This window comes from Sulfurimonas limnophila, assembly GCF_059705345.1.
The window spans coordinates 1,085,530-1,097,766 of the sequence record NZ_AP046127.1 but is presented as its reverse complement, the minus strand read 5'-3'; the positions used below and the strand labels follow the sequence as shown (position 1 = coordinate 1,097,766).

Genomic DNA, 12,237 nt, shown 5'->3' with positions numbered 1-12,237 from the left:
ACCCTATAATCGCAAAGTTTAAACTCTATCTTGCTCCCATGCTGTGCTTGGGAGTATGTACATCAATTTATATTCTATTTTAGATGTATGCATTCCCAAGCTATAGCTTGGGAACGAGGAAAGTTTAAACTCTAGTTTATAAACTCTACTACTTCATCAAACGCTACTCTTAACTGCGTTGATTGAGGGTTTATTCTGTACCCAAAAGGAAGAAGCAAAGCAATTTGATATTTACTAGTATCAAGATTTAATAGATTTTGCAGATTTTCTCTCTCAAATCCTTCTATAGGGCAACTATCTATCTTTAGTGTTGCTGCGCAAGTCATCATATTTGCAGCAGCTATATATGCCTGTCTTGAACTCCAACAGTAGATACTATCATCACTCAAAAGAGTATTTTCCAAATGTTTTGCATAAAGATTTACGTAAAAGTCAAATTTTTCTTGAGACATCTCTCTTCTTTTAAATCTTTTTTGTACTACACCTGATTCTACTCTCAGGCTCTCAATTGCGCTTAGGATTATGACTAAATGTGAGCATGAAGTTATCTGAGGCTGATCCCAACAATATGGTCTAATCCTTGCCTTTAGCTCCTCATTTGTAATAACCAAAAATTTCCACGGCTCCATACCAAAAGATGATGGCGACTTTCTACCAGCTTCTAAAATCTCTCTAATATCCGCATCACTTATCTTTTTGTCTTCATCAAAAAGCTTACATGCGTGTCTAAAATCCATAGCATCCATAAATGTATTGTTCATCTTTTACCTCTCTTTATTTTATAAGATTATATACTTCCAAACCTAATAAACCAACCAATGGAGCTATGTATGGATAATTTTGCACTTATATTTAGCGCTATCTTTATAGGCTATATAATTGGCAAAAAAGAGATATTTGCAGCAAATACACCACTTATCTTAAACCAATTTATCCTCTATATCTCGGCTCCTGCACTCGTTTTGCTTAAAGTTCCACAACTCACTCTCTCACTTGAAGTTCTTATCCCTGTTTTTATCGCATGGGTTGTATTAACTGCAAGTGCTGTTGCTATTTTTTATCTATCAAAACTATTTAAATTTTCAAAAGAGGTAACTGGCTCTTTGATGCTTGTGGGTGTTCTTGGAAACACAACATATCTTGGAATTCCTATCATAGAAGCCTATTTTGGCAGTGATGCACTTGGATATGTGCTTATGTATGATCAACTAGGTACATTTATAGCCCTCTCTACTTATGGAACTTTTGTCTCTGTTTATTACTCAAGTACAAGTAAAGTTGACAAGAGAGCACTTTTTATAAAAATGCTATCTTTTCCCCCTTTTATAGCTCTGCTCCTTGCTTTTTTGTTAATGGGAATCTCTTTTCATCCAGTTATTTCAAGTGTGCTCTCATCTTTGGCGAGTACAATAGTTCCTCTGGCACTTGTAGCAGTTGGGCTTCAACTAAAGTTTAAACTCCCATCACATGAGCTAAAACCATTTGGTGTGGCACTTGGTGTAAAACTACTCTTTGCTCCACTTGTTGCAATCTTGATTTGTGCTATCTTAGGCTGGGATTCTATGGCAGCAAAAGTCTCAATCATGGAGTCATCCATGGCACCCATGATAACAGCGGCCGCCATCGCTTCCATGGCTGGACTTGCTCCAAGACTTAGCTCTGCAATTGTTGGTTATGGAATTTTAATCTCCTTTGTAACTACATGGCTTGTTTATAATATTATCATTTAGAGAGTTGAAATGGCTTCTCTCGCCAAAGGCAAAGCATTAGTGAGTAAATATACAAATTATATGAGATTTATTAGCAGGAGACGTTATGGAGTGTTATTGTAAAAGTAAAAAAGAGTTTAGTGAGTGCTGTGAGCCATTTCTAAGTGCCACTAAAAGTCCATTTTATGCGCTTGAACTGATGAGAAGCAGATACAGCGCTTATGTTTTAGGCGATGGTCATTACATAGTAAACAGTGCCTTAAAAGAGGCTCGTTATGAAGACGATATAGCTCTAATTGAAGAGTATGCTAGAAGTGTAAAATGGTTAGGTCTTGAGATAGTAAAAGCAGAAAAAAATATAGTTGAGTTCAAAGCCTACTATGAAGATAATGACGGATTACATGTACAACATGAGCGAAGCAACTTTATATTTAAGGATGGCATCTGGCTATACAAAGATGGAAAACTCTTTAACTCGAAAATAGAGCGCAACACCCTCTGTCCATGTCAAAGCGGTAAAAAATATAAAAAGTGCTGTGATAAGTGAAGAGTTTATTTATAAATGTTACTTTTTCCTTAATCTTTTTAGCTCTGTATAAAACTAAGAACAGAAGAAGCACTTTGAGATATTATTCAATAATCAATATCAAATAAGGAAATAGTATGTTTAAAGTTGTTGTAGAAAAAGAGTGTGGTTGTTTTATTAGAAGTGACCTAAAAAATGGAATTGAGTTGGAGTCTAAAGATGAAGCACTTATGAAATCAATTGAGATGAGAGATTTTATGAATAACGAATTTTGTGGAAAACATAATTTCAAAGTTCAAGAAGTTGAAAACAGTTTTGTAATAGCTATGAATGATTCAACAAGCAATGGCTGTTGTGGTGGCGGTTGTTCAAGCCACTAGTTCTATCGTTTCCAAGCTCTCAAGCTTGGAAACAGTTATAAAAAATTTTCTATATAGCTCTTAACTTCTTTAGCGTCTCCTCTAAAAGAGACCTTATCTGCGCGTTTTTGTATCTGATAGTCATACATAGGATCGTAATAGTATTCTAAAAGAAACCTAACCCACTCTCTATACCCATCATATGAACCACTTCTTTTTTGCTCATCTAAAGCGCTCTCAAATATAGCAGATACTTTTGTGTATTTTTCATTTCCTAAGCGTCTCGTTATTCTACTCATAGCATTTTGTATGTTTTGACTCCACTCTTTGAGCGCATCATCAAAACCAGCTTCTATATAAGCCTCTTGAGCTTGGACTACATACTCATCAAGTGTTATATCTACTCTCTCTTGCATTTTTGTCTCAAGTATAACCAGCGGTGCATTTATAGCTGTTGTAACGAGATTTTCTGGCATAAAAGCGTTGCCTATATGTTTTCCCTCATCTTCAAAAACAATAGTTTTAAAACCATCTTCAATTTTTTGTATTAGCTCATATGCTAAATTATTTTCAAAATCTATCTGCATTGGTTGGATACCAAATCTGCTTCCAAAAGATGAGCCTCTATGATTTGCCAAACCCTCTAAATCTATTGAGTTTTGCATTTTTTTAAGTACGATAGTCTTTCCAGAGCCTGTTCTTCCGCCAAGTACTATTGGTTTAAAGTGCTGTGTTGACTCTTTTATCTCATTTATAAGATAAGCTCTAAATGCCTTGTAGCCGCCCTTTAGGCGTACTATATCTCTGCCTCTCTCGCGCAACCACTCTTGAGAGATTCTTGAGCGCTGACCACCTCTGAAGCAGTAAAGCAAAGCAGAAGGATTAGCATCCATAAACGATATCCATGACTTTATACGTGCTTCTCTTATATCTGCACTAACTAAATTGTGCCCTAGCTCTACTGCTTTTGCATTGCCTTCATTTTTGTAGCATATTCCTATTTTATGGCGCTCTTCATCATTCATGATAGGCAGATTTACCGCGTTTAAAAAAGCCCCTTTTTTAAACTCTACGGGAGCACGAACATCAAGAAGTGGAGTTTTGTTTAGGACAATTGATTTAAAATCATCAAATAAAAGGCTCACTATAAAACTTCTACTAAATATTTGCCCCTTGGAGTTGTCTCACCAATTGGCTCAAGGTTCATTCCAAAAGTTTTAGCACTTTCGTAAAACTCCTCTACCCCATTTTTTTTCACAAAAATTAAAAGCCCACCTGAAGTTTGAGCATCACAAAGTATCTCTCTTTGCTCATCACTCATAGCGTTTATCTTGTGCCCATAACTCATAAAATTTTTGCGAGAACCACCAGGGATACACCCTTGTGCTCTATACTTTTCAACATTTTTTAGAAGTGGAACACTCTTAAAATATATCTTAGCACTTACATTACTAGCTTCACAAACTTCACTAAGATGCCCTAAAAGACCAAACCCTGTAACATCTGTCATAGTTAAAACGCTATCAAGTGCTGCAAATGTAGCCCCTGACTTATTTAACGTAACCATCGCTTCAACAGCTACATCAATATCTCCGTCTTCTATCTTTTTTTGTTTTTGCGCTGTAGTAAGTATTCCGATACCTATTGGTTTTGTGATAAATATATAACAATCATCCGTTGCAGAACTGTTTTTCATAAGATGTTTATTCTCAACTATACCAGTTACTGCAAGTCCAAAGATAGGCTCTGGAGAGTCTATTGAGTGTCCTCCTGCTAAAGGGATTCCGCTCTCCAAACATACTGCTCTACCGCCTTCGATAACCTCTTTTGCAACATCTGCAGAGAGTTTGTCGATAGGCCATCCAAAAATTGCGATAGCCATAAGCGGACGACCACCCATCGCGTAAATATCACTAAGTGCGTTTGTTGCAGCAATTCGTCCAAAAGTAAAAGCATCATCTACGATAGGCATAAAAAAATCTGTTGTAGATAGCACTGACTTGCCATCTCCCAAATCATACGCCGCGGCGTCATCTTTATGCTCATTTCCAACTAAAAGTTCTGGATATATAGGCATTTGCGTAGTTGTTTTTAAAATCTCATCAAGAAGCATCGGAGATATTTTACATCCGCACCCTGCCCCGTGACTATACTCTGTAAGTTTTATCTTTTTCACTATTGTCCTTGAATCTTATTATATTTTTTTATGAAGCAGAAGCTCTTTAGCTAAATACTCGCCAGTATAACTTCCTGTTTTTTTATACTCTTTAGCAACCTCTTCTGGGCTTCCCTCCGCTATAATCAAGCCGCCGCCACTTCCACCTTCTGGACCCATATCTATGATGTAGTCCGCATTTTTTATCATATCTAAGTTATGTTCTATAATCAAAACACTATTTCCAAGCTCTACAAACTTGTGTAAAACTCCTGTAAGCCTATCAACATCTGCGAAATGAAGCCCCGTTGTTGGCTCATCAAGGATATATAGCGTTTTGCCTGTATCTTTACGGCTTAACTCTTTGCTTAGTTTGATTCTTTGTGCCTCGCCGCCTGAGAGTGTTACTGCATTTTGTCCTAAGGTAATATAGCCAAGACCTACATCAACTAAAGTTGAGAGGATTTGGTTTAGTTTTGGTATCGCTTTAAAAAACTCATAAGCCTCTTCAACGCTCATGTTTAACACTTCTGAGATATTTTTACCTTTGTAGTAAACCTCTAGCGTCTGCTGATTATATCTTGTGCCATTACATGTATCGCACTTAACCATAATATCTGGCAAAAAGTGCATCTCTATCTTATTTTCGCCCTCTCCTTGACACTTCTCACATCGTCCGCCTCTAACATTGAAGCTAAATCTTGAGCTTGTATATCCTCTGATTTGCGCCTCTTTTGTCTGCTCAAAAAGATTTCTTATCTCATCCATTAGCCCTGTATATGTTGCTGGATTTGAGCGAGGAGTTCGTCCTATTGGGCTTTGGTCAAGATAGATTACTTTATCAACATGCTCAAGTCCGTTTATCTCAACTCCTGCAACTTTATTTACTTTTCTTGCATGATTTAAAAGCTCTCTTGCCGTTGGAAGAAGCGTTTGAAGCATAAGAGAACTCTTTCCACTTCCACTTACTCCTGTGATACATACAAAGTTATTTAGTGGAATTTTTGCACTTAAATTATTGATATTATTTAATGTAACATTTTTTATCTCTATATATTTTTCTTGAGCTCTTCTATAAAAATACTCTATCTTTTTTCTGCCATAAAGATAATCAGCTGTAAGTGTTTTAGCCTTTTTGAGCTTATCTAGTGTCCCTGCAAAAACGACCTCTCCGCCAAATTTTCCTGCACCTGCGCCAATATCTACTATAAAATCAGCATTTTCAATAGTCTCTTTATCATGTTCAACAACAATTACGCTGTTTCCCTTCTCTTGAAGGCTTCTAAGAGTTCGTATGAGCTTAAGAGTATCTCTCTCATGAAGCCCAATACTTGGCTCATCAAGGACATATAAAACACCAGTCAAACCGCTTCCTATTTGTGAAGCGATACGGATTCTTTGAGCTTCTCCGCCACTTATAGTTCTAGCATCACGACCAAGAGTTATGTAGCCAAGTCCAACATCAAACAAAAAGTACAATCTCTCTCTTATCTCATTTAAAATAGGAGCAGAGATTTGTGCACTTTGATCTGAAAAATAGTTAAAATTACTCTTCTCTTTAAACCACTCATAGCTTTTAGAGATTGGCATATCTAAAATATCTGCTATCCCTTTACCTGCGACTTTAACTGATAAAGACTCCTGTTTTAATCTATGTGATGAGCATATACTGCACTTTTTCTCGCTCATATAATCAGCCAACTCTTTTTCATCTTTAAACATATCGTACGCTATTTTTATGATTCCAGGCCAAACTCTCTTTACTTCATGACCTTTCCAAAGAAAGCTAACTTCATCTATCCCAGCATGTAAAATAGCTTTTTTCTGATGCTCTTCTAGCTCCAAATAAGGGATAGTTGTATCTATCTTGTTTTGCGCACAAAAGCCTTTTAAGAACGTAAAATAGTAGCCTTTGTTAAAGCCATAAATTATCTTTACAGCACCCTTTTCAACCGATAAATCTACATCTATAATCTTATCTTGATCAAGTGCGTAACGAAGCCCTAAACCATCGCACTCTCTACATGCACCTTTTGGTGAGTTAAAAGAGAAAGATAGCGGCTCTAAGGGCTCAAAACTAACCTTACAATCAAAACATGCGTTATGTTCGCTGTAGTGCATATGTGACCTATTTAGTCCAAGCTCTTCATGGTTTAGTATCTCTATCTCAAGCTCACCATAGCTCTCTTTTAAGGCTTTTTCAACGTCAGCTGCGATGCGCTCTTTATTCTCTTTATTTACTACTACTCTATCTATTACAACTTTTATAGTATGTTTTTTTGTTTTACTCAGCTCTATCTCTTCATCAAGTCGAACCATCACACCATCTATCATGGCACGAACATAACCTTTTTGTACAAGAGACTCTAAAACATCTGCATATGCACCTTTTTTCTCATTTACGATAGGAGCTAAAAGAACAAGTTTTGCACCCTCTGGTAGTTTTGCAACCTCTTTGATAATATCTGAAGCACTCATTTGAGAGATTGCTTTGCCACATTTATGGCAGTGTTGAATCCCAACACGAGCATAAAGAAGTCTTAGGTAGTCATATATCTCCGTGATTGTCCCAACTGTTGAGCGCGGGTTCTTACTTGTAGTTTTTTGATCAATCGCAATAGCAGGAGTAAGACCTTCTATCTTGTCAACATCAGGTTTTCCAACTCTGTCTAAAAACTGTCTTGCATAAGATGATAAAGACTCCATGTAACGTCTTTGCCCTTCTGCATATAGCGTATCAAAAGCTAGAGTTGATTTTCCGCTTCCGCTAAGACCCGTAAAGACTACAAGCTGATTTTTTGGTATCTCAAGCGATATATTTTTTAGATTATTTTCTCTCGCACCTACTATTTTTATAACATCTCTATTTTTCATATATAATTAATTTCCTCTAAAAAAGATTCTCTGTGCCAAATATAGTACTATTAAAAGATAAAAGAGCACTAATAGTTTTTTTTGTACAACCGCATCTACTTTCTCTTTAAGATGCACTCCAATATAAACACCAACAAATGAAGCCAAGCCTATAATCGTTCCGCTATAAAAATCTATCTCTCTGCTTATGGCATGTGATATTAAACCAGCAACGGATGAAAAAACTACAAAAAACAGCCCAGCTGATATAGCACGTTTTAGATCTACATGCAAAAACCCTACCAGTATCGGCACTAAAAGAATACTTCCGCCAACGCCAATTAGCATACTTAGTGTACCTAAGACAAATCCTATAAAAAATAAAACTGCTCTGCTTACATACTTTTGAGTCCTATGTTGCGTCGTCTTAAAAAATAGTCTAAGTAGCGCAAATGAAGCAAATAGCAAAAATATAATCTCTAAAACTCTATCATCTACACTAGAAGCAATAAAACCACTAAAAAACGCACCACAAAATCCACCGATTCCAATTATAAGCACCATTGGTACATCTAATGTTTTCTTTTTATTATTTAAATAGCTTCCATAGATTGAGCTAAAAACCATCTGCACTATTGAAATTCCAATAGCATCTTTTATTTGATGCCCTAAAAATAGAAGCAGAGGAACAAGAATAGTTCCGCCACCAATCCCAAAAAAACCAGATAGAGCACCAACACCAACACCTAAAAAGAGCAATTCAACCATTTTTTATAACTTTTTTTAGAAATTATATCATCTTCTCAAAATCAAAGTTATTACAACACACTAAACATAAGATAGTTTAATTTTACTTTGAGATTCAATCAAGTATAATCATCCCACTTAAGGGGCATTAATGTTAAATATCATAGTAGAGGCTTCTCAAAATTTTTGTACCCATCAAATCAGAGAGCCTTATAAAATAATTGAATATACAGAAAATATGAGAACAGTTATTGCTTATGTTGATATAACTATGAGCAGTGGAAAAAAGCATAGAGTTTTTATAGGTGCAACCCCAAATTTTGCCCAGAGAGTCACAGCACTTCTTTTAGAAGAAGATGATAGCGATGAAGAGACTCTAGTTGATATGGTGCTTGAACTCACAAACCTGATAGTTGGAAGCGCTAAAGTTCTTGCACAAAATATGCCTGAATATTCATATACAATGGCAACTCCTTACTTTGCAAAGATAGATGCTTTTGATATAGAGTATGATGAAGCAAAAACTATAAAAGTAGGAAATGATGAGATGATTATTGCTATCAAGGAAATATAATTGAAAAACAAAAGACGCACATATGGAGCAAAAGAAGAAGCTTTTAATCCAGAAACTGAGCTTTCATGGATGGATTATTCTGGTCTGTTGGATATGGAAGTTGAATTTATATCTGATTTAGGTGAAACAGAGTTAACGATAAGTGAAATACTACAGCTAAAAAAAGGCTCTATAATTGACCTTAAAAAACCAGCTGGAGAGAGCGTTGAATCATATGTAAACGGGCGTATTTTAGGAAGAGGAGAAGTCATGGTATATGAAAAAAATCTCGCAATTCGTATCAATGAAGTATTGGACTCGAGCGCTGTTTTATACCATCTCTCAAGAGAAAAAGCATGATTAAATTTTTACTACTTTTATCTATCCCTTTTTTACTAAGTGCATCAAAAATTTTGAGTTACAATATCTATGATAGAACAGATAGAGTAGATGTTATGATAACGTTTGACACTCCATATAATGGTGTTATAAAACAGAGCAATAGCAATTCTATCATTACTATAAAACTTGAAAATGCTTCAATAGAGTCCTCTAAAATCAAACAACTATCTTCAAAATACATTCGTTCAATTACTATAACTCCAATGGAAGAGTATACTCAAATTGTAGCTGAAATACCACCGTCTGTAGCCCTACAAGCTTCAAAAACATCTGACTCTTATGGACTTAGACTTCGCTTTGCAGCGCCAGAGATTTTACCACAAACAAATGTTGAGCAGAGAAGCGAGGTTTCAAAAGATGAGTTCGCTTCTCTTCCGACAAAAAAAGGTGATGATTTATCTCAAAGCTACTATATTGTTGTTTCAATCCTCATTCTTGGAATAGGAATACTCTTTTATATCAAAAAAAGAGTTGCGCTTCCACAAACAAAACAGAAACAAGCATCTTGGCTTTTTCAAGAAAACAGCAGTGAAGAAGAAGAGAAAAAAGAGTTTACAGCACCAACAAACCAATCAAATGTAACTATTAGATTTCAAAAAGCACTAAACAGTGATAACAGCGTAGTTATGCTTGACTATGGCGAACAGAGCTATCTTGTGCTTATGGGAAAAAGCAATATACTTTTAGACAAATTTTCAGACAACAAGCCAACAAATCAAAGTGAATTTGAAACTATCTTACAAAATAGACATAAAGAGCTTGATAACTTTTTAAATAATGATGATGATTATAAAGAATCACTGAGAATATATAAAGAAAAGGCAGCTTCAATCTCTTACGAGGTTTAATCCTCTAGCTGCGTCTTACCTTCTAAAAGATTTTTAATAGTAGCTAGATTTGCAACGCTTAGTTTATACTTCTCATCCATCATTTTACTAATATGATAAACTTCTGTAATTGTTATTCCGTACGGATCTTTTTTCTCTCTTATAACTTTAGAATTTTCATCATAAGAGTAAAGATATAAAACCTTACGTGCTTGTTGTATATAGTAAGTAAGCGTAATCTCATCTGAGTGCTTTTTCTCAATCGCAACAACTACACTTTGATTGTCCTTAAAACTACTATCAAGCCCAAGTTCATCTCTAAGCAGCGAAACATCAATATAGCCAATATAAAATTTATTATACAAATCATGGTATCTCTGAACTTTTTGGCTCATTAGAAAATTCATATCTATAACATATTTTTTATGACTTCTGATAGTTTTTGTAATCCATGAAATTGTATTGTAATATCTAAACGGATATAGCTTAAGTGAGTGAGCTTCAACCATCTTAGGTGATTTAACTCTCTTTTTTACTTGTAGTCTTCTACTGTCTGTATTTACAATATAATCAAGTACACCTTTAGCAGAAAACTCATTTGTTAACCAAACATTGCAGTAAGATGGTAGCTGTCTAACTCCAGTAGCACCCTCATTTAGAATAATTAGTGCCTTGACTTCATAGTTTGGAAAAATAAGCTCTAAAAGAGCTTTTTTCTTTCTAAGTCTTTTTCTTAATTTTAAAACTGATTTTACAAGCGTCATCTCAACAAAATAGAGTTCTCTGCTTTTTGTGATAAACATAGCGTCAAATTCGCTTATTTCTCTACTTTTTGTTCTATAAACAATCTGCTGTTTCTCGCTAATTGAGAGAGTATTTGCATGAGATTTTATTTTGTCTTGATGAAAACCTTTTAAGACAAACTTATCTATATCTTCATTTTCCACTGCATACATAAGAAGTTTTTCATAAATAAAGTTTTCAAAAACTTCACCCTCAAAAGAGCGATAAGAACTTAAATAGTGTTGATCTTCTTGATCGATTCCACGTCTGATTAAAGAGAGTAGATACTTTACATTATAATCATAATGCAGAAGATTATCCCCTATATCACTCTCGTCTAATGTTCTAATGGATTTGCTGATTTTTAACAAACTATCTCACTATTTTTTAAAAAATTTTCTATCAATTCTCTACACTCTTGAGGATTAGAGACATGGTTTATCTTATCTCTAAGAACTGAAGCCCCACGATATCCCTTTGAATAAGTATGCATATGCTTTCTAAACATAGCAACACCATGAGCACCATGAAATTCAATCATTTTATCAAAATGTTCCATTATTATGGCGCGTTTTATACTCTCATCAACATCTTTAGTGCCATGTTTTAACTGATGAAAAATCCAAGGAGCACCAACTGCACCTCTTCCTATCATAACACCATCAGCACCAGTATGCTCTAAAACCCACTCTGCTTTCTCGTATGAGTCGATATCACCATTTGCTATAACAGGAATTCGTATAGCTTCTTTAATCTCTCTTATCGCATCATAATCAACTGGTGCGTTAAATTTTCCAGCACGCGTTCTTCCATGAACAGCAATGAAATCTGCACCACTATCTTCAACTATTTTTGCAATATCAACATGGTTCTTTTTTTCAAATCCAAGTCTTATTTTTACACTTGTAAGATTTTTATTTGAAGTCTCTTTAATTGTTTTTATAATCTCACCCATAAGAGGCAGATTTAAAAGAAGAGAACTCCCACTTCCATGACTTACAATTTTAGGAACAGGACATCCGCAATTTAGATCAATAACATCTATGCCTTGCTGCTCATTTAGTATCTCTACAGCTCTTCTTATAACATCAACCTCTGCTCCTGCAATTTGTACAGAATAAGGATCCTCATTAGGACTTTTTTCTATCATACCTAATGTTTTTGATGAGCCGTGAACTAGGGCATTAGAGCTTAACATCTCGCTAACAGTAAGATCTGCACCAAACTTTTTAACTACACTTCTAAAAGGTAAATCTGTATATCCTGCGAGTGGTGCTAGAACATAAATTGGCTTATCAAAAGTAAGTTTTTTTTCAATCATTT

13 protein-coding genes are annotated in these 12,237 nt (G+C 35.2%); 6 read left to right on the top strand and 7 right to left on the bottom strand.

What is annotated here, in order from left to right; all coding sequences use genetic code 11:
- Positions 1 to 131: 131 nt before the first annotated feature.
- Entirely contained in the window at positions 132 to 761 is a 630-nt protein-coding gene (locus AC6H33_RS05625) for an NAD(P)H-dependent oxidoreductase (RefSeq protein WP_497603902.1), read from the bottom strand.
- 69 nt (positions 762 to 830) lie between these two features.
- Between AC6H33_RS05625 and AC6H33_RS05620 the strand changes: the two genes are divergently transcribed.
- From AC6H33_RS05620 to AC6H33_RS05610, 3 genes are all read left to right on the top strand, one after another.
- Positions 831 to 1,730 carry an AEC family transporter gene (locus tag AC6H33_RS05620; protein WP_497603901.1) on the top strand — a complete coding sequence of 300 codons (900 nt, stop codon included), beginning with the start codon at positions 831 to 833 and terminating at the stop codon, positions 1,728 to 1,730.
- A gap of 85 nt (positions 1,731 to 1,815) precedes the next feature.
- On the top strand, positions 1,816 to 2,256 hold the full coding sequence (locus AC6H33_RS05615; RefSeq protein WP_497603900.1) for a YchJ family protein: 441 nt from the start codon (positions 1,816 to 1,818) through the stop codon (positions 2,254 to 2,256).
- Between the two features lie 116 nt (positions 2,257 to 2,372).
- Positions 2,373 to 2,615, top strand: a complete 243-nt coding sequence (locus AC6H33_RS05610) for a hypothetical protein (RefSeq protein WP_497603899.1) — start codon at positions 2,373 to 2,375, stop codon at positions 2,613 to 2,615.
- 35 nt (positions 2,616 to 2,650) lie between these two features.
- Here the strand turns inward: AC6H33_RS05610 and mnmH are convergent, their stop codons facing one another.
- The 4 genes from mnmH to AC6H33_RS05590 are packed head-to-tail and all read right to left on the bottom strand — an operon-like array spanning position 2,651 to position 8,370.
- Positions 2,651 to 3,739 (bottom strand): tRNA 2-selenouridine(34) synthase MnmH, encoded by a 1,089-nt coding sequence (mnmH, locus tag AC6H33_RS05605; RefSeq protein WP_497603898.1) that lies wholly within the window; start codon positions 3,737 to 3,739, stop codon positions 2,651 to 2,653.
- Positions 3,739 to 4,773, bottom strand: a complete 1,035-nt coding sequence (selD, locus tag AC6H33_RS05600; RefSeq protein WP_497605982.1) for a selenide, water dikinase SelD — start codon at positions 4,771 to 4,773, stop codon at positions 3,739 to 3,741. Before selD ends, mnmH begins: the two co-directional genes overlap by 1 nt.
- Before the next feature lie 15 nt (positions 4,774 to 4,788).
- Positions 4,789 to 7,623, bottom strand: coding sequence for an excinuclease ABC subunit UvrA (gene uvrA / locus AC6H33_RS05595; protein WP_497605971.1), 2,835 nt, complete (start codon positions 7,621 to 7,623; stop codon positions 4,789 to 4,791).
- 6 nt (positions 7,624 to 7,629) lie between these two features.
- Positions 7,630 to 8,370, bottom strand: a complete 741-nt coding sequence (locus AC6H33_RS05590; protein WP_497605970.1) for a sulfite exporter TauE/SafE family protein — start codon at positions 8,368 to 8,370, stop codon at positions 7,630 to 7,632.
- Between the two features lie 130 nt (positions 8,371 to 8,500).
- On the opposite strand from AC6H33_RS05590, the gene AC6H33_RS05585 reads away from it, so the two are divergent.
- Genes AC6H33_RS05585 through AC6H33_RS05575 form a run of 3 tightly spaced genes read left to right on the top strand, consistent with a single transcriptional unit; the run spans position 8,501 to position 10,152 of the window.
- The gene (locus tag AC6H33_RS05585; RefSeq protein WP_497605969.1) at positions 8,501 to 8,923 is read left to right on the top strand and encodes a chemotaxis protein CheX; all 423 of its coding nucleotides are present in this window, start codon (positions 8,501 to 8,503) and stop codon (positions 8,921 to 8,923) included.
- On the top strand, positions 8,924 to 9,262 hold the full coding sequence (fliN, locus tag AC6H33_RS05580; protein ID WP_497605968.1) for a flagellar motor switch protein FliN: 339 nt from the start codon (positions 8,924 to 8,926) through the stop codon (positions 9,260 to 9,262).
- On the top strand, positions 9,259 to 10,152 hold the full coding sequence (locus AC6H33_RS05575) for a hypothetical protein (protein WP_497605967.1): 894 nt from the start codon (positions 9,259 to 9,261) through the stop codon (positions 10,150 to 10,152). The genes fliN and AC6H33_RS05575 overlap by 4 nt, the downstream gene beginning before the upstream one ends.
- On the opposite strand, the gene AC6H33_RS05570 is transcribed toward AC6H33_RS05575, so the two are convergent.
- Both AC6H33_RS05570 and dusB read right to left on the bottom strand, forming a co-directional pair.
- Entirely contained in the window at positions 10,149 to 11,285 is a 1,137-nt protein-coding gene (locus AC6H33_RS05570) for a hypothetical protein (RefSeq protein WP_497605966.1), read from the bottom strand. The two genes, AC6H33_RS05575 and AC6H33_RS05570, sit on opposite strands and share 4 nt — an antisense overlap.
- On the bottom strand, positions 11,279 to 12,235 hold the full coding sequence (gene dusB / locus AC6H33_RS05565) for a tRNA dihydrouridine synthase DusB (RefSeq protein WP_497605965.1): 957 nt from the start codon (positions 12,233 to 12,235) through the stop codon (positions 11,279 to 11,281). Before dusB ends, AC6H33_RS05570 begins: the two co-directional genes overlap by 7 nt.
- Positions 12,236 to 12,237: the final 2 nt, after the last annotated feature.

What these genes read in the sequence shown, in the direction of transcription:
- AC6H33_RS05620 (WP_497603901.1), top strand. Translation starts at nt 831, where the DNA reads ATGGATAATTTTGCACTTATATTTAGCGCTATCTTTATAGGCTATATA.
- AC6H33_RS05575 (WP_497605967.1), top strand. Translation starts at nt 9,259, where the DNA reads ATGATTAAATTTTTACTACTTTTATCTATCCCTTTTTTACTAAGTGCA.
- AC6H33_RS05610 (WP_497603899.1), top strand. Translation starts at nt 2,373, where the DNA reads ATGTTTAAAGTTGTTGTAGAAAAAGAGTGTGGTTGTTTTATTAGAAGT.
- AC6H33_RS05615 (WP_497603900.1), top strand. Translation starts at nt 1,816, where the DNA reads ATGGAGTGTTATTGTAAAAGTAAAAAAGAGTTTAGTGAGTGCTGTGAG.
- dusB (WP_497605965.1), bottom strand. Translation starts at nt 12,235, where the DNA reads ATGATTGAAAAAAAACTTACTTTTGATAAGCCAATTTATGTTCTAGCA.
- uvrA (WP_497605971.1), bottom strand. Translation starts at nt 7,623, where the DNA reads ATGAAAAATAGAGATGTTATAAAAATAGTAGGTGCGAGAGAAAATAAT.
- AC6H33_RS05625 (WP_497603902.1), bottom strand. Translation starts at nt 761, where the DNA reads ATGAACAATACATTTATGGATGCTATGGATTTTAGACACGCATGTAAG.
- AC6H33_RS05585 (WP_497605969.1), top strand. Translation starts at nt 8,501, where the DNA reads ATGTTAAATATCATAGTAGAGGCTTCTCAAAATTTTTGTACCCATCAA.
- AC6H33_RS05590 (WP_497605970.1), bottom strand. Translation starts at nt 8,370, where the DNA reads ATGGTTGAATTGCTCTTTTTAGGTGTTGGTGTTGGTGCTCTATCTGGT.